Source organism: Agromyces cavernae, from assembly GCF_021044935.1.
GTDB lineage: Bacteria > Actinomycetota > Actinomycetes > Actinomycetales > Microbacteriaceae > Agromyces > Agromyces cavernae.
Map to the genome: position 1 here is coordinate 18,681 of NZ_JAJNMP010000001.1, position 21,421 is coordinate 40,101.

Consider the following 21,421-nt stretch of genomic DNA (forward strand, 5'->3'; position numbering starts at 1 on the left):
GAATTCAGTCACGGCTGCTCCTCAGGGGGCACGAGGTCGGCGGCACCGTTGCCGAGGAGTTCGGCGACGGCGCGGTCGGCGACGTCGCGTGCCGCGTCTGCCAGATCGGCGGCCGAGCGGCTGTCGGGGGTGGCCGCGTGCGAACTGGTGAGTCGGCGGCTCCCGTCGGCACTGTACACGCTCGCCGTCAGGAACAGAAGTTCGTCGTCGATGAAGGCGGTCGCCCCCACCGGCGCAGAGCACCCTGCCTCGAGCCCCGAGAGCACGAGGCGTTCGGCGAGCACGGTCGCGCGCGTGATGCCGTGGTCGATCGCCTCGAGCGCCCGCTCGAGATCGCGATCGCCACGCTCGCGCCGCACCTCGATGGCGAGTGCCCCCTGGCCGGGCGCGGTCGGCCAGTCGGAGAGCTCGAGGTGGTCGGTCGCGGCGTCGAGCCGGCCCAGACGGCTGAGGCCGGCGGCGGCGAGGATCACGGCGTCGAGCTCACCCGATTCGACCTTGCCGAGCCGGGTGTCGACGTTGCCGCGGATGTCGACGGCGACGACGTCGGGCCGGGCCGCACCGAGCTGCGCGATGCGGCGCGGCGAGCCCGTGCCGACCCGGGCACCCTCGGGCAGCGCCGCGAGGGTCAGGCCGTCGCGGGCGCAGAGCACGTCGCGCGCGTCGACGCGCTTGGGCACGGCGCCGAGCCGCAGGCCCGGGTGCTCGGCGGTGGGCAGGTCTTTCAGGGAGTGCACGACGACGTCGCACTCGCCGGCGAGCAGCGCTTCGCGCAGTGCCGCAGCGAACACGCCCGTGCCGCCGATCTCGGCGAGCGATGCCCGCGACGTGTCGCCGTGCGTCGTGATCGGCACGAGTTCGATCTCGGCCTTCGCGGCCTTGGCGATGCGGTCGGCGATCTGACGCGTCTGCGCCATCGCGAGTGCGCTGCCCCGCGTGCCGACCCTGATGACGGCCGCGGTCATCGCGGTGTCGCCTCCGCAGCGCCTGCCGTATCGACGACCGCGCCGCCGGCGATGCGGCGGTGGTCGGGCCACGGGCCGAGCCCCGTCAGGTGCGGGCGTTCGGCGTCAGGCACGTCGTTCACTCGCTCGAGCACGAGGTCGACGAGGCCCGAGACGTAGGCCGGGTGCACGCCCGGCGTCGGCACGCGACGCACCTTCAGGCCGTGCTCGCCGGCCGTCTCGACGGCCTCGTTGTCGAGGTCCCACATGACCTCCATGTGGTCGGACACGAAGCCGAACGGCACGATGACGACCGCGTCGGTCAGGCCGCCCGTTGCGAGCTCGGCGATCGCGTCGTTGATGTCGGGCTCGAGCCACGGCGTGCGCGGGTCGCCCGAGCGCGACTGGTAGACGAGCGACCAGGGCGATTCGGGCGCGGCCGCTTCATTGATGACGGATGCCACGGCCAGGTGCTGTGCGACGTATGCGCCGCCCTCACCGGTGCCGACGCGCTCTTCGAATCCCTCGGCCGAGGCGGTGGCCGCCGTGATCGGGATCGAGTGGGTGACGTACATGATGTGCGTGCGCCCGGGGGCGACGCCCTCGGCCGCGAGCGAGGCAGCGGCATCCGTCACGCCCTCGATGAACGGCTGCACGAAACCGGGGTGATCGAAGTACTCGCGCACCCGGTCGATCGCGACGCCGGTGCCGGCCGTCGCCTTCTCGTAGTCTTCGCGGTACTGGCCGACACCCGAGTACGACGTGTACGCGCTCGTGACGAGCCCGAGCAGCGTGGTGTGCCCCGCCGCTTCGGCTTCGCGCACGACGTCGCCGAAGTACGGCGCCCAGTTGCGGTTGCCCCAGTACACCGGCAGGTCGATGCCGCGCGCGGCGAGCTCGGCCTCGAGCGCGGCCTTCAGCTGCCGGTTCTGCTCGTTGATCGGGCTCACGCCGCCGAAGTGGCGGTAGTGGTGGGCGACCTCTTCGAGGCGCTCGTCGGGGATGCCGCGCCCCGCGGTGACGTTGCGCAGGAACGGGATGACATCGTCCTGGCCCTCGGGCCCGCCGAACGACGACAGCAGGATCGCGTCGTAGTGCGCCATCACTGCAGCACCTCCACGAGCTCGGCGGTGGTGACGCGCCGGCCGGTGTAGAACGGCACCTCTTCGCGCACGTGGCGTCGCGCGTCGGTGGCGCGCAGGTCGCGCATGAGGTCGACGAGGTCGGTGAGCTCGTCGGCCTCGAGCGGCAGCAGCCACTCGTAGTCGCCGAGCGAGAACGACGCGACGGTGTTCGCGATGACGCCCTTGAACGCCGCACCGGCCCGTCCGTGCTCGGCGAGCATGCGCCCGCGCTCTTCGGGCGCCAGCAGGTACCACTCGTAGCTGCGCACGAAGGGGTAGACGGTGAGCCACTGCTTGGGCTCGATGCCGCGCAGGAAGCCGGGCACGTGCTGCTTGTTGAACTCGGCGTCGCGGTGCACGCCCATCGCGTTCCAGGTGGGCAGCAGCGCACGGAACAGGCGCGAACGGCGCAGCTCGCGGATGGCCCACTGCAGCCCCTCGGCCGTGGGCCCGTGCAGCCACAGCATCACGTCGGCGTCGGCGCGCAGCCCCGAGACGTCGTAGATGCCGCGGAGGGTGACCCCCTCGTTCTCGACGAGGACGATGATGTCGTCGAGCTCGCGCACGAAGCGGGGCACGTCGTGCCCGTCGAGGTCGTCGGGTCGGGACGGATCACGTCGGAGCACGGCGAAGACCGTGAACCCCTCGGGTGACTCGCCGGATTCGGATTCTGGGCGGTGCGCGTCGGCTGCCGCTTCGGCAGCGGGGGTAGACATGTCTCCAGTCTCCCCCTTTCCCGCCGAACGGCCAAAAGCGATCGCGGATGACCCGTGGCCGGCCCCGGGCGCCGGCACGGGTCATCCGATCAATGCACGAGGCGCGTGAATCGGAACGCGGCGAAGCCCTCGATCGGCAGGATCTCGGTGCCCGAGAACCCGGCATCGCGCGCATAGCGGTCGAGCGTCGACGGCCGCATCACGGTTCCCGTGCCGACCGAACCGGGCGTCGAGAGACCGTCGGGCAGGCACATCAGGATGCTGTACCCGTACATGACGCGCTCGACGTCGTCGCCGTCGGGAGCGAACGCCTCGGCGACCGCCTCGTCCATGATCACGACCTCGCCGTCGGGCTTCACGGCCCGCCTGACCGACCTGAGCACCTCGACCGGGAACGGCATGTCGTGCAGCGCCTCGAACACGAACGCCGCGTCGAAGACGGCCTCCTGCGGCAGCCCCTCGCCCGCGACGTGGTGGAACCGCACCCGGTCGGCGACGCCCGCCTGCTCGGCGTGGCGGCGCGCGGCGACGACCGATTCAGCGTCGACGTCGAAGCCCTCGACGCGCGCCGACGGATACGCCCTGGCGAGCGCGATCGACGACCAGCCGTGCCCCATGCCGATGTCGGCGAGGCGTGCTCCGGGCCGCGAGAGCACGTCGTGCAACGGAGCGACGCTCGCGAGCGCGTCGCCGAGCCGCTGCAGGAACCACGGCCGGTTGATGTCGCCCTGCCCCCATCGGGCCTCGTCGCCGAGCTGCGCCCACGAGACGCCGCCGCCCGAGCGGTATGCGTCGAGCAGCGCGCCGAGCTGCGCGCCGGCCGCGGCGACGAAGCGGCCGAGCGGGGAGACGTAGTCGAGCGAGTCGGGGTTCACGAGGGGATCGGCGTGCGCCGGCGGCAGCGCGAATCGGCGGGCGGATGCCGCAGCCTCGGCATCGTCGACCGTGAGGATGCCGTACACCGCCTGCTGCTCGAGCCACTCGCGGGCGTAGCGCTCCTGGGTGCCGGTGCGCTCGGCGAGGGTGGGCGCATCGAGCGGCCCCTCGTCGGCGAGCGCGCGGTACCAGCCGAGCCGGTCGCCGAGGTAGATGCTCATCATCTCGAAGGCGCCGAGGGTCGCGCCGAATACGCGATCCGCGAAGGCCGTGGTCGCGGCGTCGGTGTCGGTGTCGGGGTCGCGCCCGGTGTCGGGGTCGCGCCCGGTGTCGTGGTCGCGCCCCGTGTCGGGCGAGCCTGTGCCGTCGTGCTGATCCGTCGTCATCGACGGCTCCTTCCATGCGGCCCGGCGCTCGCGCGTCAGGCGTCGATGAGGAGTCTCGTGGAGTGCTCGAGGTGCTCGCGCACGGCGTCGCCGCCGCGCGTGGGCAACGCGTCGAGCAGGGCGCGGTGCTCCTCGATGAGGGTGTCGAGCGTGTAGTGCGGGCGCACGTGCAGCAGGAACAGCAGCAGTTCACTGCCCAGCGCGGCATGCGCCTCGATGATGCGAGGACTGTCGGATGTCGCGACCAGCGCCCGGTGGAAGTCGGCGTGCACGCGCTCGACCTCGAGCCAGTCGACGTCGTCGGCGCGGGTCGCTGCGCTGTCGACGGCGAGCGCATCGAGCCGATCGATCGCGGCGCGGGCGGGCGCGAGGGCGGCGTCGGGCCAGTCGTGGCCGAAGCGCTCGCCCGCGATGCGCACGGCCTCGACCTCGAGCGCCGCGCGCAGTTGCTGCAGCGCGATCACCTCGTCGCGCCCGAAGCTCGCGACGCGCACGCCCCGGAACGTCTCGGCGACCGCGAGACGTTCGCCGACGAGCCGCTGGAACGCCGCGCGCACGGTGTGGCGCGACACGTCGTACCGAATGGCGGCGGCCTCCTCGCGCAAGGGCTCGCCGGGGGCGAGCACCCCGCTCAGGATGTCGGCGCGCACCGCCGCCGCGACCCGGTCGACCGCGGTCGCGGCGGCCTCGGCGGTGCGAGACGTGGGCATCGGGACATCCGCTCTGGTGGAACCGGGATCAATCCTTGACGGTCGCCCGCACGATGAGCCACACGCCCACGCCGACGGCGGCGACGACGCCGACCGCGGCGGCGATCGCGGCGCCCGGCCGCTCGTCGTAGAACGCGCGCAGCGACGTCTTCGCCCTGTCGACGCGGATGCCGACCTGCTTGGGCACGTTGAGCTTGTCTTCGAGGGCGTTCAGGGTGCCGGCGAACTCGGCGCGCGCCTGCTGGGACGCGACCCGAGCCTGCACCCGGGTGAGGTTGCGCTCGCGCGCCTTGGCGTTCCGCCCCGTGGGTCGGGGGGCGGTGGCGTCAGTAGCGGCGGTCATAGTCACCCGTTCCCTTCAGGGCGTCGAGGTCGGCCTTGATGCTGTCGATCGATTCGAGCGGCTCGGCGCCGTGCTTGAAGTTGACGAAGGCGATCCACAGCAGCACGACGATGATGAGCAGCAGGACGCCCGACACGGTGAGCGCGGCCGCCCAGCCCGGCATCACGAGTGCGAGCGCGAAGATCGCCGCGACGATGAGGGTGAAGAGCAGGAACACGCCCACGACCGCGGCGCCGGCGGCGAGGCCGGCGCCGATGCCGAAGTGCTTGACCTTGTAGCTGAGCTCGGCCTTGATCTGGTCGATCTCTGCGCGAACGAGGTTCGAGACGGTGTCGGGCAATTCGCCGATCAGCGTGAAGAGCGAACGCTCGTCGTTCGTCGGTGCGGCCATCGCGTGATCACCTCGGTTCTCAGGAGTCGGATGCCGCGGGCTTCGAGCCGCGCTTCGCGGCCGGCTTCGCGGCCGGCTTCGCCGCGGGTCTCGCCGCGTTCGCCGCGGTCTCGGCGGTCTGGTCGATCACGTCGTCGAGCGCGTCGGCGGCGGTGTCGACTGCGGACTTCGCGGCGCGAGCACTCTTGGCAACTCCCTGCTTCGCCGACTTCGCGGCGCTGCTCACGTCGGTCTTCGTGGCGCCGCTGCCGCGAACGGTGTTGCCGATGAGCGTCTTGACACCGTCGAGCACGGTGTCGGAGAGATCGCCGACCTTGCTCGCGGCGAACTCCTTCACCGTGCCCACGCCCTGCTGAACGGTCGGCGTGTTCCACACGCCCTCGGCCGCCCGCTTGATCTGCTCGTAGCGCTCGCGACCGGCACGAGTGCCGAGCACGTACCCGACGCCGAGTCCGACGACGAAGAGGATCTTGCCCTTCATGTGCACCCCATCTCCCCTGTGCTCATCACAACGACTGTTCCAGCGTAGACCCCGGGCGAAGGGGCGCAAGGGGGTTGCGGCGAAATATTCCGTTTCGGCCATGCGACGGGTACGGCCGGGTGGCACGGATCATCCGGCCTGCTTCCGACGTGGATTCCGACCAGTCGTGACAGGATGTGGCCGTGGGCAACCCGCCGACCGAGGATGAAGCGCGACATGACGATCGAGAGTGAGCATCGCGGCTCGGACTCGCCCTACGTGACTCGCATCTGGCGAGGTCGCGCCTCGGGCGCCGAGACGATGACGTCAGTCGCAACCTCGAACTGGGAACTGGTGTTCTGGGAGGAGGACGGCGTCGTGCACGCCGGGGCCCGCGGGCCCGAGACGGCCGCCTCTCGCGCCGAGGTCGACGGCGAGTCCGCCTCATTCGGAATCACGTTCGCCCACGGTGCTTCGATGCCGCACCTGCCGATCGCGGGGATCGTCGACGGCGGGGTCGAGAGTGCGCACGTGTCAGGCCGCACCTTCATGCTGCGCGGCGAGGACTGGGAGATCCCCGACTTCGACAACGCCGAGCAGTTCGTGCAGAAGCTCGTTCGAGCGGGCGTGCTCACGCGCGACCCCCTGGTCGACGATGTCGTCTGGGGCGGTGCCGCTCGAGTCGGCTCCCGTTCGGTGCAACGGCGCGTGGCGACCGCGACCGGCCTGACGCAGGGGGCGATCCGGCAGATCGACCGCGCCCGTCAGGCCGCCCTGCTGCTCGCCGAGGGACTCGCCCCGCTCGACGTCGTGCATCGGCTCGGCTTCTACGACCAACCCCATCTGGCGAGGGCCCTGCAACGGTTCATCGGTCGTACGGCGACCCAACTGCAGCGACCGCAGCCGTCGTCCGATCCCCTGTCGCTTCTGTACAAGCCCGAGGACCCCGCGGCTTCATAACCTGAAGCCGTCGCGGTGATGGCCACCGCACCTGAGACGAACGGAACACTCACATGGAACACGGCACTGTCACGTCGGCCGACGGCACCACCATCGCCTACACGGCGTGGGGCGACGGCGAACCGATCGTCATCATCGACGGCGCGACCGCATACCGCGCCACCACCCCCGAGAACGCGGCGACCGCGGAACTCCTCGCCGAGCGATTCCGGGTGATCAATTACGACCGGCGGGGCCGGGGCGAGAGCGGCGACACCGCGCCCTACGCGGTGGAACGCGAGCTCGAAGACCTCGCGGCGATCATCGCCGGCCCGGCCGGCGGACGCCCGGCGACGGTGTTCGCCTGGTCGTCGGGCGGGTTCCTCGCGCTGAACGCGGCGCAGGCCGGCGTGCCGATCGCGCGCCTCGCCCTGTTCGAGCCGCCCGCCGTCGTCGACGACTCGCGTCCGCCGCTGCCCGACGACTACGTCGAACTGCTCGACGCGGCGATCGCCGCCGGACGCCCCGGGGACGCCGCGGAACTGTTCCTCACCGCCGCGGTGTTGATGCCCGACGAGTTCGTCGCCGGCATGCGCTCGAGCGAGATGTGGCCGGGACTCGAGGCGGTCGCGCACACGATCGCCTACGACGGGCGGAACATCGGCGACGCCATGTCGGGCGAGCCGCTGGACACCGACCGCTGGGACCGGGTCGACGTGCCCGTACTGGTCATGCACGGCACCGGAACCTGGCCGTTCCTCGCGACGGGCGCCCAGGCGGTCGCCGAGGCGCTGCCGACCGCCACCCTGCGCGCGGTGCCGGGCGAGAACCACGGCACCACGGCCGACGTGCTCGCTCCCGAGCTCAGCGCGTTCATCGAGGCGGCCTGACCATGGGGCGCCTCGTGGTCACCGAGTTCATCTCGCTCGACGGAGTCGTCGAGGCTCCCGGCGGCGAGGACTTCAAGTACCCGAACTGGAGCTTCGCGTTCGATCGCGGACCCGACGGAGAACGCTTCAAGGAGGAGGAGGCGCTCGGGGCCGCCGCCCTGCTGCTGGGCCGGGCGACGTACGAAGGGTTCGCCGAGGCGTGGCCGCAGTACGAGGGCGAACTCGCCGACAAGTACAACGGGATGCCGAAGTACGTGGTCTCGAGCACCCTCACCACGCCCACCTGGAACAACACGACGGTGCTCTCGGGCGACCTCGTCGACGAGGTCACCCGCCTCAAGCGGGACATCGACGGCGAGATCTCGGTGCCCGGCAGCATCCGCCTCGCGCAGTCGCTCATCGCGCACGACCTCGTCGACGAGATCCGCCTCATGTCGTTCCCGGTGATCCTCGGCCACGGGCGACGGCTGTGGAGCGACACGCCCGACAAGAGCGCGTGGGAGCTCGTCGACGCGACGACCTATGGAGACGGCGTGCTGGTCACGGCGTACCGGCGGGCCGGCTGACGGCGGGGCGCACACCGACGAGGCGCTCCGACTCGAGCCACAGCCGGTGTGCATCGTCCACGTCGGTCAGCGGCGCCCACGGCTCCTGCAGTACGGGCGCGCCGCCGACGACGTGCCTCGGCCCGTAGAACCGGTCTCCTCGCGCCCGCGGGTCGGTCGCCGCCATCAACGCGGGCAGTGCCGCGCTGTCGACGGTCCCGGTGATGCCCAGACGGGACAGGAGGCGGATGATGCGGCGACCGCCGCGGTCCTTCGTGCGCCCCATCTCGGGTCGGGCGGCGAGCAGGCTGGTCGGCGACACGCCGGGGTGCGACATGTTGCTGCTCACACCCCAGCCCTCGCGCCGGCTGCGGGCGTCGAGCCCGCGCGCGAACAGCCCGACGGCGATCTTCGACTGGGCATACGCCTTCATGCCCACGTAGTCCTCCTCCCAGTTCAGGTCGGCCCAGTTGATGCCGCCGCGGCGCGCGGCGACGCTCGTCTGGTGCGTAACCCGGGCCCCGCCCTCGCGCAGCAGGGGGAGCAGCCCGAGCGTCAGGGCGAAATGCCCGAGGTGATTGGTACCGAACTGCAGTTCGAACCCGTCGTTCGTGGTCTGCCGGTCGGGTGGCGTCATGACGCCGGCGTTGTTGACGAGGATGTCGATGGGGCGCCCCTCGGTGACGAGCGTTTCGACCAGCGCCGACACCGAGGCCAGCGAGGACAGGTCGACGAGACGGGTCGACACGGCGGCGCCCCGCGCCTCGTCGCGGATCTGCTCGGCGACCTTCTCGCCCTTGGGGGGCGTCCGCACGGGCATCACCACGTCGGCTCCGGCCTGCGCGAGGCGAGTCGCGATCACGCGACCGATACCGTCACTCGCACCGGTGACGACGGCGAGCTTGCCGGTGAGGTCGGGAATCTGGAATGCAGGGGTGCGAGGCATGAGACGAGTCCTCCAGGCTGGGACGAGTGGTCTGGTTCGTACGTGACCATGCTCGCTCCCGTTCGCGGAGTCATTCAGTGCCCGTCGATCCACTGACTGCGGATCCACCCCTCCGGTGAAGCGCTCTACGCGAGTCGCTGCGCGCCGATCACCGCGAGCAGTCGCAGCTTCTCGTAGCTCTCGCTCCCGGGCTCCGCCGTGTAGACGAGGAGGTGATGCGACTGCTCGGGGTCGAGGAGCGTCTGACAGCTCAGTTCCAGTGGCCCGACTTCCGGATGGAGGAAGCGCTTGAGATCGGGGGGTCGTACCCCGACCTCGTGAGCGGCCCAGATCTCACGGAACTCGGCGCTCCCAGCGAGCAGGAGGTCTGCGAGGTGCGCGGCCCACGACTCGGGTCCGCGGAGCGCGACGAGTTCACGCAGCCCTGAGCCGTAGACGCGTGAGAGCACCGTCTGCTCCTCCGGCGGATACGGTTCGCGTGCGGCCGGGTCGGTGAACCATCGATACCCGACGCTCCGGTCGGGCCCCTGACGTTTGGATGCGTCACCCGTGAGCGCGACCCCCATCGGGGTCTGTCGCAGCGTCTCACCGAGTTCGGTGACGATCTCGGCGGGGGTGTCCTGCAGTCGGTCGAAGATCCGTAGCATCCCCGGGCTGATGTGCTCGCTGGATGGCCCGCGGGCGGGCGGATTGTGGCCGGCCAGACGGAAGACATGATCTCGCTCGCCGAGCGACAGATGAAGCCCCTGTGCGATCGCAGCGATCATCTGTTCCGACGGGTGGGGGCCGGTCGCACGTTCGAGACGGGCGTAGTAGTCGGTCGACATGTGACACAACGCGGCCACTTCTTCACGGCGAAGACCGGCGGTGCGCCGACGCAGCCCGCGCGCCAGCCCGACATCTTCCGGCTGCAACGACTCCCGCCGGTGGCGCAGGAACGCAGCCAGCCCTTCCCGATCGATCATCGGTTCCCCGCCCATTCCGTCTCACCGCCGGTCGCCATCGCCTCATCGTTCCTACCACCGCAGGCGGATGCCTGCCACGGCCCGTGGGTCCGCCCCGGGGAGTTCGGGCGTCGGGGACCGCCGTGACTACGCGTCGCCGGCGACGGACACCCGTCGATGCCTGATGCGGTGCGCGACCTCGAGCGCGTGCGGCACCACCGACGCGAGCCCGGTGCCCGCGACCCACGACCCGGTGACCTCGAGGCCGGGTTGTGCGGCGACGACGTCTTCGAGGGCGCGCACGCGGTCGCGCTGCCCGAGCGCGGCGTGCGAGAGGGCGTCGCGCCACGCGCTGCGGCCTGCGGCACGGAGCATCCGTGCATCGAGGTCGACGCCGAGGATCGTACTCGCGTCGGCGAGCGCGAGCGCCGCGACGTCGTCGTCGGGGCGGCCGTCGAGCGGGTTCGACGTTCCCAGACGACCATACGAGAGGCGGATGACCTGGCGGCCCTCGGCGGCCTCCCCGAGCCACGCCCATTTCGCACTCGAGTGGGTGAGCGCCTTCGCGGTGACGCCGGGCGTGCCGGCGGCGACGAGCACGCCGGTTCCGCGCGGCGCGGCGGCGAGCGCGGGCGCGTCGAGCACGAGGGTCACGAGTTCGACGGATGCCGCTGCCGGCCATTCGTCGGCCGATCGCCAGCCTTCGACGGCCTCGCCGACCAGGCCGAGCGAGGTGTGGGCCGGCGCGGCGAGCACGACGTCGAGTGCGGTGAACTCGATGGTGGCCGCGTCGGCGCCGCCCACGACGTCGTCTGCGCCGAGTGCCGCACCTGGCACGGCACCGACGTCGCCCTCGGCAGTTTCGCCGGCGTCTGCCTCGGCACCACGGCGGACAGCGGTCACCCGCCAGGCCTCGACCTCGCCGCCGTTCGCTTCGCCGACGGGAGCCTCGACCTGCACGCGGGTCAGCCCGGTGACCTCGGCACCCGTCATCACCGTGACGTCGAAACGCGCGAGTTCGGCGACGAGCGTGTCGACCAGGCGGTGCATGCCGCCGCGGATGCCGCGGACCGCTGCACCGGCCCTGCGTCCCTCGACGAGGTCGGCGACGCCGCCCGAGAGCGAGCCCATGCGCGTCATCGCCTGGTTGAGGCCGGGCGCCACGACGTCGAGGTCGAGGTCGTCGGGGTCGGTCGAGTACACGCCCGCCGAGATCGGGGTGACCAGCTTGTCGAGCACGGCGGTGCCCATGCGCGAGCGGACGAGCTTGCCGAGGCTGTGCGAGCGGCCGATCGTCAGGATGGGCATGATGCGGTCGAGGTAGGCGCGCCACGCGCCGCCCCACCCGATGATGCGGCGCACGTCGTCGCCGAGCGGGTTCGCGGGGATGCCGAGCATGCCGGTCTTCGGCAGCGGCGCGGCATTCACCTGTGTTGCTCGAGGAGCGCCCGACGGAGTCGGACGCGTCTCGAGACCGCGCTCACGCCCCCACACCAGCCACGCGCCCGCCGGGTTCGGATCGACGATGTCGTCGGCGAGCCCGAGCCGCTCGAGCAGTTCGGCGACCGAGCCGCCGCGCATCGCGAACGACTCCGCGCCGCTGTCGAGGGTGAGGCCGTCGAGCTCGATGCGGCCGACGCACCCGCCGAGTTCGTCGCGTCGTTCGAGCACGGTGACGCGCAGGCCGACCCTCGCGCACTCGAGCGCGGCGACGAGGCCGGCGACGCCGCCGCCCACCACCACGACGTCGGGTCTCGAGACGCGTCCGACTCCGTCGGGCGCTCCTCGACCAGCGGATGAATCGCTCACGCGGCGCCCGCTTCGTGCACGAGTTCGACCACGCGGGTGAGCACAGTCGGGTCGGTCTCGGGCGGCACGCCGTGCCCGAGGTTGAACACGTGCGCGGGCGCGACGGCGCCACGACGCAGCACCTCGCGCACCGCCGCCTCGAGCACGGGCCACGGGGCTGCCAGCAGCGCCGGGTCGAGGTTGCCCTGCAGCGGAACGCCCGCGCCGACGCGCGCCGACGCGACATCGAGCGGCACCCGGTAGTCGACGCCGACGGTGTCGACGCCGATGCCGCCCATGGCGGCGAGCAGCTCTCCCGTGCCCACGCCGAAGTGCACGACCGGCACGGCTCGCGTCTCGGCCGTCGGTCGAGTAGCGAGCGCAGCGAGCGTATCGAGACCACTCGCCGGGTCTCGATACGGCGCTTGCGCGCCTACTCGACCGCCGGCAGTCTCGTATTCGAGGTCGTGCACGAAGCTCAGCGCGCGTGCCGACGCGGGTGCGACGTGCGCCTCGTAGTCGGCGAGCGAGAGCGCGCCGGCCCACGAGTCGAACAGCTGCGCGGCGGATGCCCCGGCCAGCACCTGGGTGCGCAGGAAGCGCCCGGTGAGCTCGGCCGTCCACTGCATGAGCGCACGCCACGCGCCGGGGTCGGCGTGCATGAGGGTGCGGGCGGCGAGGTGATCCTTCGAGGGGCCGCCCTCGGTGAGGTACGCCGCGAGGGTGAACGGGGCGCCCGCGAAGCCGATGAGCGGCGTGCTTCCGTCGCTGGTCGAGGAGCGCCCGACGGAGTCGGACGCGTCTCGAGACCCGGCGGGCGCGGTCGTGTTCAGTTCGGCGATCGTGCGCTGCACGGCTTCGGTGATCGGGCCGGATGTCTCGTCGAGGTGCGCCGGGTCGATCGCGGTCAGTTCGGCGACGGCAGCGGCATCCGCATAGCCCTTCGAGAAGACGGGTCCGCGACCAGGCTGGATCTCGACGTCGACGCCGACGAGCTTCAGCGGCACCACGATGTCGCTGAAGAAGATGCCCGCGTCGACCCGGTGGCGACGCACCGGCTGCAGCGTGATCTCGCTCGCCATCGCCGGGTCGAGGCAGGCGTCGAGCATGCGCGTGCCGACCCGCAGGTCGCGGTACTCGGGCAGCGACCGGCCCGCCTGTCGCATGAACCACACCGGTGTCGTGTCGGAGCGCTCGCCGCGATACGCGCGCACGAGTCGCGAGTCGGAGGTGAGGCCTGAGGAGAGCGGATGCTGCGGGGAGAGGATCACGCATGACATTCTCTCGTATCGGGCTGGGCGACGGCGCGTCGGTACCGGTGTTCGGCCGGGAGGCGCCGACCGTGTTTCACGACATTCGTACGGAGCACTTACATTCCACACGCGATCGGCGCTAGGGTCGGAGTCGTCGTGCGCCCCCGAGCACGACGACGCGCTGTGCAACTTCCCGATTCGGCGCGCCTCCGCACCCCACGGAGAACTCATGAACCGAACATCGTCGTTTGTCCCCCTGCTCGCGCTCCCCGAGCGAGCCGTCCGATGAACGCGGCGACGCCGCACCGCGTCAAGCTCATCCTGCTCGTCGCCGTGCTCGCTGCACTCGTCATCGCCGGTCTCGTCCTCGAGAGCGGCCGGCTCGAGCGGCTCATGGCGCTCCTGCCGGGCGACCCCGGTCCCGACGCGGCGATCGGCGTCATCGCCGCGGTCGCGCTCGGCTGCGCGGTGTGGGCCCTCGTGCGCATGGGCCATGCCGCACGTGCCCGCTCGCGCCGGCGTGCCCTCGAGGCGAGCGTTCGAGGAGACGTGAGCAGCGGCATCCGAACCCGCATGCTCGTCGCACGCCTCAACGAGCTGCGCGTCAGCGAGCGGCACGAGATCAAGCTCGCCGCGCGCTACTCGATCGTCGCCGACGAACTCGGCGTCGCGTTCTGGAACGGTGGGCGGCGCCCGCAGCGCGCGATGCACTTCCCGTGGCGCGAGGTGCGCAACATCCGGGCCGACTCGATGATCGTCGGCGGCGCGGTCGTGTCGGTGCTCGTGCTGCGGGTGCGGCGCGGCGGCACGAGCGTCGAGTTGCCGATCATCCTCGGCGCGTCGCGGGCCGGATCCTATGCGCTGTCGGATGCCCCGTTCTTCGCCGTCGTGCGCAGCTGGAAGTCGATGCATCGCGACGCCCTGAAGGCCGAGGGTATCGAGCCGCCGCCGATCACGGGAGCGATCCCGATCATCAGGACCGGGCAGGCGTACGCGGCAGTGCGGTGACGGCTCGCGGCGCGCGGTATTCCGGCGCGGGAACCCCCAGATCGGGGCCTCAGTGCTGACCCGGGGTTTCCTCACCTTTGACCCCGGGTAGAATCGCTGCGTGCTCATCTGCCTCACCGCGAGCCACAAGAACGCCGGGTTCGACACACTCGAGCGTCTTTCGGCGCACGCCGAACTCGCCGCCCCCCGCATCCTCGACCGTCACGAGACGCTCCAGGGCGCGGTCGTCGTCGCCACCTGCAACCGGTTCGAGGCATATCTCGACCTGAGCACTCCCGAGGGTGCGTCGCCCGTTGCCGCGGTCCACGAGGCGATCCGCGCGGTCGGAGACGTCGCGGGCCTCGAGGCCGACGAGCTGCGCGCCACGTTCGGCTTCGTGCACGGCAACGCCGTCGCAGGGCACCTCTTCTCCGTGGCATCCGGCCTCGAATCCGTCGTCGTCGGCGAAGGCGAGATCGCCGGCCAGGTGCGCCGCGCGCTCGAACAGGCGCGCGCCGAGGGCACCACGACACCCGACCTCGAGCGACTCTTCCAGCGTGCGTCGCAGACGTCTCGCAAGGTGAAGAACGAGACGGGCATCGGCAGCGCCGGACGCTCGCTCGTGCGCCTCGCGCTCGACCTCGCGTCGAGCCGGGTGAACGACTGGTCGTCCGCCCGGGTGCTGCTCGTCGGCACCGGCAACTTCGCCGGCGCGTCCCTCGCCGCGCTGCGCGACCGCGGCGTCACCGAAGTGCGCGTGTACTCGCCCTCGGGGCGGGCCGCCGGCTTCGCGGCGAGCCATGGCATCGAAGCCGTCTCCGACGCCGACTACGCGTTCGCGGCCGCTGCCGCCGACGTCATCGTCACCTGCACCACGGCCGACCACCAGGTCGTCGATCGCGTGCTGCTCGAAGGCGGGCGCGCGATGCTCATCGATGCCGAGCGCACCGGATCGGTGCTGGCGTCGTTCCGGGCATGGTGCCCGACGCCGTCGGCCGCCGCCGACGCACAGCAGCTCGTGATCGACCTCGGCATGCCGCGCAACGTCGCCCCCGACGTCGTCGAGGTGCCCGGCGTGGAGCTGCTCGACCTCGAGACCATCCGCATCCACGCCCCCCTCGAAGAGCTCGGCGCAACCGACGCCGCCCGCGAACTCGTCGGCCAGGCGGCGCGCAGCTTCCGCGAGGCCCGCGACGCCGACGACGTCACCCCGACCGTCGTCGCCCTGCGGCAGCACGTCACCGACATCCTCGACGCCGAGATCGCACGCGCTCGATCGCGCGGCGACGACGACGGACGCACCGAGGCCGCCCTGCGCCACATGGCCGGGGTGCTGCTGCACGCCCCCATGGTGCGTTCGCGCGAGCACGCGCGGGCGGGCGAGCAGCGCGGCTGGATCGACGGGGTCGCTGCCGTCTTCGGCGTGGTCGCCGAACCAGTGGCGGATGCCGCGGGGGCGACGGATGTCGCTGGGTCGACGGATGTCCCCGGGTCGACGGATGTCGCGGAGCCGGCGGATGGCGCGCGGTCGACGGATGTCGCGGAGCCGGAGCATCCGGCCGAACTGCGGCACTGAGCTTCGTTCCGCGGTTCGGGGTTCGACGCCGTCGGGCGCGACTCGGGGTTCGTCGTCGTAGGGTCGCAGTACGCTTCCCGATATGCATGACTCCGCCAGTGCCGTGACCGACGCCGAACGCACCGCACTCGCGGTGGCCGACGGGCCACCGGCGCTCCGCTTCCCCTACGACGCGGCCGTGCTCGTCGATGAGCCGCTCCGCACCGAGCGACTCGTTCTGCGACCCCTCGAGGCTTCCGACGCCGCCGACGTGTTCGAGTACCAGCGGTTGGCCGACGTCATCCGATATCTGCCATGGCCCGAGCGCGACCGCGAGCAGGCATACGCGCACACGGCGAAGCGCTCGGCCGGGCGCGTGCTCGAGGCCGATGGGGACTTCGTCGTGCTCGCGATGGTGCGGCCCGGTGAACGGTCGGTCGGTGACGAAGGTTCCCGCGGGACGTCCGTGGGACGGGTCATCGGCGATGTGATGGTGCGCGTCTCGAACGCGCAGCACGCGCAACTCGAAGTCGGCTGGGTGGTGCATCCCGACTTCCAGCGGCGCGGCTACGCGAGCGAGGCAGCCGGCGCCCTCGTCGACTTCGCCTTCTCGATGCTGAATCCGCACCGGGTCCAGGCGTTCCTCGACGCGCGCAACGAGGCATCCGCGGCCCTCTGCGAACGCCTGGGCATGCGTCGCGAGGCGACCCTTCTCGAAGAGGAGTTCAACGACGGTGAGTGGCAGGACACCGCCGTGTACGGGATCCTTCGCCGCGAGTGGGCGGCGGCGCGGGCGTAGTTTTGCGGGCTGCGGGCCGCCCAGTCCGCCGCGCGCCGCGCGGGCTACGCCGTGAACATCTCGACCGCGAGCTCGCTCGACCCTGCCGCGATCGCGGCCGCGATGACCCGCCTCGACCACCAGTCGGTCGAGGGCATCGTGCTCGTGGTGCCCGTGCCGACCGGGACCGACGCCGTCGAGGCGATCGCCCGGCGCATCCCGACCGTCACGATCGACGGCTCGCGCACCCTGTCGAGCGAGATCGTCGCGATCGATCAGTTCGAGGTCGGCCGACTCGCGACCGAGCACCTGCTGGAGCTCGAGCACCCCACCGTCTGGCACATCGCCGGTCCCGACGAATGGCTCGACTCGACCGGCCGAGCCGCCGGCTGGCGCGCCGCCCTCGAGTCGGAGGGCCGCGAGGTGCCGCCGCTGCTGCACGGCGACTGGTCGCCCGAGTCCGGCTACCAGGCAGGGCTCCTGCTCGGGCGCATCCCCGAGGCGTCGGCCGTGTTCGTCGCGAGCGACGAGATGGCCTTCGGCGTGATCCGCGCCCTGCACGAACTCGGCCGGCGCGTGCCCGAAGACCTCTCTGTGGTCGGCGTCGACGACATCCCACTCTCCGCCTATTGCAGCCCCGCGCTCACGACGGTCGCGCAGCCGTTCGGCGACATCGCCGCCCTCGCGGTCGAGCACCTGCTGCGCCGCATCGACGACCCCAGCGCCCCACCGGCCTCGACCGAGGTCGCCGCGCAACTCGTGATCCGCTCGAGCACGGCGCCGTACGCGGGCTGACCGGTCGACGGGCGCGGGGTCAGCCCCGGGACATCCATTTCGCGGAGCAGGACGGTCGTGTTCGTTGTCCTGCCAGCCGTCATCCTCGAGGACCGCCTCCAGCATCGTGCCCATGAGCGGCATGCCGAGCGGGACAGAGGGCGGCCGACGCGTGATTTCGCTGGGCGAGGTGCGTTGTCCACAGGGTTATCCACACCCTGTTCGAAACTCTCTTCGAGTGTCGGAGGGTGCCGGGAGGATGGAGTCATGCCTGAGACGCTGCCCGACTTCACCGGTTTCACCGGTGCGCTGCGGGCGCTCGGGTTGTCCCCGGCGAGTTTCCATGCCGCCGATGATGCCGGGTTGGTGGCGGCGCTCGAGGCGATCTCGGTGTTGCGGCACGAGGTCGAGCGGCATCAGGCGCTCGCGGCGGCCGAGGTGTCGCGCCGGTCGCGGGCCGGGTTCGGTCAGCAGGGCCTCGCCCGCCGTGACGGGCACGCCTCGACGGGGGCGATGCTGCAGTCCATCACCCGGGCGTCCAAACGAGACGCCGCGGCGCTGGTGATCGTGGGCGAGATGGTTGCCGAGGTCGAGGCCGCGGCCGAGTTCGAACGCATGCGACATGCTGACCCCGACATGGCGGCCGTGCTGCCCGAGGTGGTCACGCCGTGGTTCTCGCCGCTCAGCGCGGCCGTGGTCGCTGGCGAGCTCACCGTCGCGGTCGCCGACGCGATCCGCTCGGGGCTCGGCGAACCCGGAGATGACGCCGACGAGGCCGGGCTTCGCGCTGAACTCGACGCCCTGATCCCGCTGTGCGCCGATGTGCACGCCGATGCGGCCCGCCGGGTCGCGCGGCAGGCCCGTGACCGCATCGACGCCGCCGGAGTCGAAGCGCGTGCCGCCGCGCAGCATGAGCAGCAGTTCTGGCGGGTGTGGGTCAAGCCCGACGGCATGGTCCGTGGCGAGTTCGAACTCGAACCCGAAGCCGGCATGTATGTGAAGGCCGTGTTCGACCAGCTCACCCACCCCCGGCTCATCGAGCCGAAGGTGCGTCGCGGGTTCGGCGACCCTGTGCACGGCGATCAAGCGTTCGCCGACGCCCGTGCGATCCGCGAGCGCCACGCCGCCGACGGACTGACCCAGCTCCTGCACGCCGGCGCGAGTGTCGACCCGGGCCGGCTGCTCAACGTGCAGAAGCCGTCGGTGCGCATCGTCGTCAACGAACGCGCCCTCGCCACCGGGCACGGGTCGGGCATGATCGAGGGCCACCCCGACCGCATCCCGGTCGCCGCGATCCACGCCGGCCTCTGCGAAGGCCACCTCCCGGTCCGGTTCGACAAGCACGGGGCGTCCCTCGACCTGGGCCGCGACGAACGCCTCTTCACTGCGAAACAGAAGACGGTGCTCGCGATCCGTGACGGGGGTTGCATGGATCCCGACTGCACCCGTCCACCGTCCTGGTGCGAAGCGCACCACATCTCCCACTGGCTGCGCGACGACGGCCGCACCGATATCGCCGACGGCGTCCTGCTCTGCCGACGCGACCACCTCAGGTACCACAACGAAGGCTGGGAGATCCGCCGCGAAGGGGCGACCTACTGGCTCATCCCGCCACCCGGCGTCGACTCACAGCAGACACCCCGCCTGATGCGACCGAAGACCCCGGCCGACATCATCAACCCCATCGACCCGGCACCGCTCCCACCGCCCGCCGTTCCACCACCGGGTGCGACCGCGCAAAATCGAGAACACGAACACGCTGCGGGGTAGAGAGTTAGAAATCTGCCCTCCGCAGCGAACGGACCCCTCGACCCGGGCCATCGACAGACCTGCCTCGTGCGGGCCATGGCTGCTGTCGAGGCTGGAGGCTAGTGGATGGGCGGCGGCAAGGCGCCTTCGCTACTCGGCCTCGTCCCACAGCGGGCGCACGCCGAGGGTGGCGCCGGCGATCGCGTCTCCGTCAAGTGGGACAGAACAGATCGGGATGCCGACCTGCGTCCACTCGAGAACGAGCCGGAGTTCGCCACGCAACGGCTCGGGCGACCACACCCACAGTCCGGTCGAGCCCGACACCGACCGGTCACCACCACTACTCCCACCGTGTCGCGGCATTGCCGTGGGCGGCTCGGGCGATCCGCCTCCCGGCATCGCGAACCCGAACTCGGCCTTGCGCACCTTGCTTCCATCGGCCAACCCCAGGCCGAACCGCAGACTCGAGTCGCCGCCCTCGGGTTCGCGTGACCACCCGCCGGCCGTCGCCGACTCCGCGAGTCGCCGCCACTCCCAGGCGTCCTCGCCCCGCCGACGCAACACCCAGTCGAGGTGCACTTCGAAGCCCACGCTGAACGCGCGCACTTCGCGCAACACGACAGCCGCGGCGTCGTTGCGGGCGATCACCCTATCCAGCAGAAGTCGCACCGGTAGTTCGTCGTCAGGCGCCTGCATCCACGCCGGCGCTCGGAACTCCTCGGGTTCGGGCCGGGCAGTCGCCGCGGCATCCTCATCGTCGAAGAACCCACTCGAGCTCCAAGTCACCTGCACGAGCATGACCCTATCGAACGCTCTCGATCGCTCGTGAGGGTCCGGCAGACGTGTGATGCGCCAGTGAGCGCAGAGAGGGTTGCGCGCCTACGCGCCGACGAGCCGCGCCGCCATGTACCCCTCGAGCTCCGCGAGCGGTACGCGCTGCTGCTCCATGGAGTCGCGATCGCGCACCGTCACGGCATTGTCGTCGAGCGAGTCGAAGTCGACCGTGATGCAGAACGGCGTGCCGATCTCGTCCTGACGCCGGTAACGGCGACCGATGGCGCCCGCATCGTCGAAGTCGACGTTCCAGTGCTTGCGCAGCGACGCGGCGACCTCACGCGCGAGCGGCGAGAGACGCTCGTTGCGCGACAACGGCAGCACCGCAGCCTTCACCGGAGCGAGTCGCGGGTCGAGCCGCAGCACCGTGCGGGTGTCGACGCCGCCCTTCGCGTTCGGCACCTCCTCGACGTCGTACGCGTCGACGAGGAACGCCATGAGCGAGCGCGTGAGACCGGCCGCCGGCTCGATGACGTAGGGAATCCACCGCTCGTTCTTCGACTGGTCGAAGTACGACAGCTCCTTGCCCGAGTGCTCCGAGTGGGTGGTGAGGTCGAAGTCGGTGCGATTCGCCACACCCTCGAGCTCACCCCACTCGCCACCGGTGAATCCGAAACGGTACTCGATGTCGACCGTTCGCTTCGAGTAATGCGAGAGCTTGTCGTCGGGGTGCTCGAAGCGCCGCAGGTTCTCGGGGTCGATGCCGAGATCGACGTACCAGTTCCACCGGTTGTCGAGCCAGTAGTCGAACCACTGGTCGTCGGAGCCGGGCTCGACGAAGAACTCGAGCTCCATCTGCTCGAACTCGCGTGTACGGAAGATGAAGTTGCCCGGCGTGATCTCGTTGCGGAACGACTTGCCGATCTGGCCGATGCCGAACGGCGGCTTCATGCGAGCAGCCTGCAGCACGTTCGCGAAGTTCGTGAAGATGCCCTGAGCCGTCTCGGGACGCAGATAGTGCAGCCCCGAGGCATCCTGAACCGGACCGAGGTAGGTCTCGAGCATCATGTTGAAGTCGCGCGGCGGCGTCCACTGGCCGCGAGTGCCGCAGTTCGGGCAGGCGATGTCGGCCATGCCGTTCTCGGGTGCGCGGCCCTTCTTGTCTTCGTACGCCTCGAGCAGGTGGTCTTCGCGGAAGCGCTTGTGGCAGTGCAGGCACTCGACGAGCGGGTCGGTGAAGACGCCGACGTGACCCGAGGCCACCCACACCTGCTTGGGCAGGATCACGCTCGAGTCGAGTCCGACGACGTCGTCACGGCTCGTGACCATGTGCCGCCACCACTGCCGCTTGATGTTCTCTTTGAGCTCGACGCCGAGGGGTCCGTAGTCCCACGCTGAGCGGGATCCGCCGTAGATCTCGCCCGCCTGGAAGACGAAGCCCCGGTGCTGGGCGAGGGCGATGACGGATTCGAGACGGGTGGGTGCGGCCACGGTGGCTCCAATGGTCCTTGAGATCGGGGGATTCCCGGAAACGACACGGTTCCACCAT

Annotated in this window: 22 protein-coding genes; 8 read left to right on the top strand and 14 right to left on the bottom strand. The window is 71.0% G+C overall.

Annotation, left to right across the window (positions count from 1 at the left end; genetic code table 11):
• Positions 1-8: 8 nt before the first annotated feature.
• The 8 genes from hemC to LQ757_RS00150 form a co-directional block, all read right to left on the bottom strand.
• Positions 9-965 (bottom strand): hydroxymethylbilane synthase, encoded by a 957-nt coding sequence (gene hemC, locus LQ757_RS00115; RefSeq protein WP_231045185.1) that lies wholly within the window; start codon positions 963-965, stop codon positions 9-11.
• Positions 962-2,047, bottom strand: a complete 1,086-nt coding sequence (locus LQ757_RS00120; RefSeq protein ID WP_231045186.1) for a ferrochelatase — start codon at positions 2,045-2,047, stop codon at positions 962-964. The genes hemC and LQ757_RS00120 overlap by 4 nt, the downstream gene beginning before the upstream one ends.
• On the bottom strand, positions 2,047-2,784 hold the full coding sequence (gene hemQ / locus LQ757_RS00125; RefSeq protein WP_231045187.1) for a hydrogen peroxide-dependent heme synthase: 738 nt from the start codon (positions 2,782-2,784) through the stop codon (positions 2,047-2,049). The genes LQ757_RS00120 and hemQ overlap by 1 nt, the downstream gene beginning before the upstream one ends.
• An 89-nt stretch (positions 2,785-2,873) precedes the next feature.
• Positions 2,874-4,046 (bottom strand): class I SAM-dependent methyltransferase, encoded by a 1,173-nt coding sequence (locus LQ757_RS00130; protein ID WP_231045188.1) that lies wholly within the window; start codon positions 4,044-4,046, stop codon positions 2,874-2,876.
• A gap of 35 nt (positions 4,047-4,081) precedes the next feature.
• Complete coding sequence (locus tag LQ757_RS00135) at positions 4,082-4,756, bottom strand: GntR family transcriptional regulator (protein ID WP_231045189.1); 675 nt, start codon at positions 4,754-4,756, stop codon at positions 4,082-4,084.
• A 28-nt stretch (positions 4,757-4,784) separates the two neighbouring features.
• The gene (locus LQ757_RS00140) at positions 4,785-5,099 is read right to left on the bottom strand and encodes a hypothetical protein (RefSeq protein WP_231045190.1); all 315 of its coding nucleotides are present in this window, start codon (positions 5,097-5,099) and stop codon (positions 4,785-4,787) included.
• Positions 5,083-5,490, bottom strand: a complete 408-nt coding sequence (locus LQ757_RS00145; RefSeq protein WP_231045191.1) for a phage holin family protein — start codon at positions 5,488-5,490, stop codon at positions 5,083-5,085. Before LQ757_RS00145 ends, LQ757_RS00140 begins: the two co-directional genes overlap by 17 nt.
• Before the next feature lie 19 nt (positions 5,491-5,509).
• Positions 5,510-5,971: a hypothetical protein gene (locus tag LQ757_RS00150; RefSeq protein WP_231045192.1), complete on the bottom strand. Its 462-nt coding sequence runs from the start codon at positions 5,969-5,971 to the stop codon at positions 5,510-5,512.
• A 216-nt stretch (positions 5,972-6,187) separates the two neighbouring features.
• On the opposite strand from LQ757_RS00150, the gene LQ757_RS00155 reads away from it, so the two are divergent.
• From LQ757_RS00155 to LQ757_RS00165, 3 genes are read left to right on the top strand one after another with little or no spacing between them, the layout of a single operon-like run.
• On the top strand, positions 6,188-6,910 hold the full coding sequence (locus LQ757_RS00155; RefSeq protein ID WP_231045193.1) for a helix-turn-helix domain-containing protein: 723 nt from the start codon (positions 6,188-6,190) through the stop codon (positions 6,908-6,910).
• 53 nt (positions 6,911-6,963) lie between these two features.
• The gene (locus LQ757_RS00160) at positions 6,964-7,779 is read left to right on the top strand and encodes an alpha/beta fold hydrolase (protein WP_231045194.1); all 816 of its coding nucleotides are present in this window, start codon (positions 6,964-6,966) and stop codon (positions 7,777-7,779) included.
• A gap of 2 nt (positions 7,780-7,781) precedes the next feature.
• Complete coding sequence (locus LQ757_RS00165; RefSeq protein WP_231045195.1) at positions 7,782-8,345, top strand: dihydrofolate reductase family protein; 564 nt, start codon at positions 7,782-7,784, stop codon at positions 8,343-8,345.
• On the opposite strand, the gene LQ757_RS00170 is transcribed toward LQ757_RS00165, so the two are convergent.
• From LQ757_RS00170 to LQ757_RS00185, 4 genes are all read right to left on the bottom strand, one after another.
• On the bottom strand, positions 8,320-9,270 hold the full coding sequence (locus tag LQ757_RS00170) for an SDR family oxidoreductase (RefSeq protein ID WP_231045196.1): 951 nt from the start codon (positions 9,268-9,270) through the stop codon (positions 8,320-8,322). The two genes, LQ757_RS00165 and LQ757_RS00170, sit on opposite strands and share 26 nt — an antisense overlap.
• 125 nt (positions 9,271-9,395) lie before the next feature.
• Entirely contained in the window at positions 9,396-10,235 is an 840-nt protein-coding gene (locus tag LQ757_RS00175) for a helix-turn-helix transcriptional regulator (RefSeq protein WP_231045197.1), read from the bottom strand.
• Positions 10,236-10,361: 126 nt separating this feature from the next.
• Positions 10,362-12,023 carry a protoporphyrinogen/coproporphyrinogen oxidase gene (locus LQ757_RS00180; RefSeq protein WP_231045198.1) on the bottom strand — a complete coding sequence of 554 codons (1,662 nt, stop codon included), beginning with the start codon at positions 12,021-12,023 and terminating at the stop codon, positions 10,362-10,364.
• Positions 12,020-13,282, bottom strand: coding sequence for a uroporphyrinogen decarboxylase (locus LQ757_RS00185; RefSeq protein ID WP_231045199.1), 1,263 nt, complete (start codon positions 13,280-13,282; stop codon positions 12,020-12,022). The genes LQ757_RS00180 and LQ757_RS00185 overlap by 4 nt, the downstream gene beginning before the upstream one ends.
• Before the next feature lie 258 nt (positions 13,283-13,540).
• Here LQ757_RS00185 and LQ757_RS00190 point away from each other — a divergent pair, with 258 nt between their 5' ends.
• The 5 genes from LQ757_RS00190 to LQ757_RS00210 all read left to right on the top strand — a co-directional run bounded on the left by LQ757_RS00190 (position 13,541) and on the right by LQ757_RS00210 (position 19,119).
• Entirely contained in the window at positions 13,541-14,263 is a 723-nt protein-coding gene (locus LQ757_RS00190; protein ID WP_231045200.1) for a hypothetical protein, read from the top strand.
• 100 nt (positions 14,264-14,363) lie between these two features.
• The gene (locus tag LQ757_RS00195; RefSeq protein WP_231045201.1) at positions 14,364-15,818 is read left to right on the top strand and encodes a glutamyl-tRNA reductase; all 1,455 of its coding nucleotides are present in this window, start codon (positions 14,364-14,366) and stop codon (positions 15,816-15,818) included.
• Between the two features lie 82 nt (positions 15,819-15,900).
• Positions 15,901-16,596: a GNAT family N-acetyltransferase gene (locus LQ757_RS00200; RefSeq protein ID WP_231045202.1), complete on the top strand. Its 696-nt coding sequence runs from the start codon at positions 15,901-15,903 to the stop codon at positions 16,594-16,596.
• A gap of 9 nt (positions 16,597-16,605) precedes the next feature.
• Positions 16,606-17,370 (top strand): substrate-binding domain-containing protein, encoded by a 765-nt coding sequence (locus LQ757_RS00205; protein WP_255681024.1) that lies wholly within the window; start codon positions 16,606-16,608, stop codon positions 17,368-17,370.
• 246 nt (positions 17,371-17,616) lie between these two features.
• Complete coding sequence (locus tag LQ757_RS00210) at positions 17,617-19,119, top strand: DUF222 domain-containing protein (protein WP_231045204.1); 1,503 nt, start codon at positions 17,617-17,619, stop codon at positions 19,117-19,119.
• A gap of 129 nt (positions 19,120-19,248) precedes the next feature.
• Here LQ757_RS00210 and LQ757_RS00215 read toward each other — a convergent pair whose 3' ends face one another.
• Positions 19,249-19,896 carry a hypothetical protein gene (locus tag LQ757_RS00215; protein WP_231045205.1) on the bottom strand — a complete coding sequence of 216 codons (648 nt, stop codon included), beginning with the start codon at positions 19,894-19,896 and terminating at the stop codon, positions 19,249-19,251.
• Between the two features lie 81 nt (positions 19,897-19,977).
• Complete coding sequence (locus tag LQ757_RS00220) at positions 19,978-21,363, bottom strand: glycine--tRNA ligase (RefSeq protein ID WP_231045206.1); 1,386 nt, start codon at positions 21,361-21,363, stop codon at positions 19,978-19,980.
• Positions 21,364-21,421 lie beyond the last annotated feature (58 nt).

Coding starts and splice junctions, on each gene's coding strand:
- hemC (WP_231045185.1), bottom strand. CDS start 965: ATGACCGCGGCCGTCATCAGGGTCGGCACGCGGGGCAGCGCACTCGCG.
- LQ757_RS00120 (WP_231045186.1), bottom strand. CDS start 2,047: ATGGCGCACTACGACGCGATCCTGCTGTCGTCGTTCGGCGGGCCCGAG.
- hemQ (WP_231045187.1), bottom strand. CDS start 2,784: ATGTCTACCCCCGCTGCCGAAGCGGCAGCCGACGCGCACCGCCCAGAA.
- LQ757_RS00130 (WP_231045188.1), bottom strand. CDS start 4,046: ATGACGACGGATCAGCACGACGGCACAGGCTCGCCCGACACGGGGCGC.
- LQ757_RS00135 (WP_231045189.1), bottom strand. CDS start 4,756: ATGCCCACGTCTCGCACCGCCGAGGCCGCCGCGACCGCGGTCGACCGG.
- LQ757_RS00140 (WP_231045190.1), bottom strand. CDS start 5,099: ATGACCGCCGCTACTGACGCCACCGCCCCCCGACCCACGGGGCGGAAC.
- LQ757_RS00145 (WP_231045191.1), bottom strand. CDS start 5,490: ATGGCCGCACCGACGAACGACGAGCGTTCGCTCTTCACGCTGATCGGC.
- LQ757_RS00150 (WP_231045192.1), bottom strand. CDS start 5,971: ATGAAGGGCAAGATCCTCTTCGTCGTCGGACTCGGCGTCGGGTACGTG.
- LQ757_RS00155 (WP_231045193.1), top strand. CDS start 6,188: ATGACGATCGAGAGTGAGCATCGCGGCTCGGACTCGCCCTACGTGACT.
- LQ757_RS00160 (WP_231045194.1), top strand. CDS start 6,964: ATGGAACACGGCACTGTCACGTCGGCCGACGGCACCACCATCGCCTAC.
- LQ757_RS00165 (WP_231045195.1), top strand. CDS start 7,782: ATGGGGCGCCTCGTGGTCACCGAGTTCATCTCGCTCGACGGAGTCGTC.
- LQ757_RS00170 (WP_231045196.1), bottom strand. CDS start 9,270: ATGCCTCGCACCCCTGCATTCCAGATTCCCGACCTCACCGGCAAGCTC.
- LQ757_RS00175 (WP_231045197.1), bottom strand. CDS start 10,235: ATGATCGATCGGGAAGGGCTGGCTGCGTTCCTGCGCCACCGGCGGGAG.
- LQ757_RS00185 (WP_231045199.1), bottom strand. CDS start 13,282: ATGTCATGCGTGATCCTCTCCCCGCAGCATCCGCTCTCCTCAGGCCTC.
- LQ757_RS00190 (WP_231045200.1), top strand. CDS start 13,541: ATGAACGCGGCGACGCCGCACCGCGTCAAGCTCATCCTGCTCGTCGCC.
- LQ757_RS00200 (WP_231045202.1), top strand. CDS start 15,901: ATGCATGACTCCGCCAGTGCCGTGACCGACGCCGAACGCACCGCACTC.
- LQ757_RS00210 (WP_231045204.1), top strand. CDS start 17,617: ATGCCTGAGACGCTGCCCGACTTCACCGGTTTCACCGGTGCGCTGCGG.
- LQ757_RS00215 (WP_231045205.1), bottom strand. CDS start 19,896: ATGCTCGTGCAGGTGACTTGGAGCTCGAGTGGGTTCTTCGACGATGAG.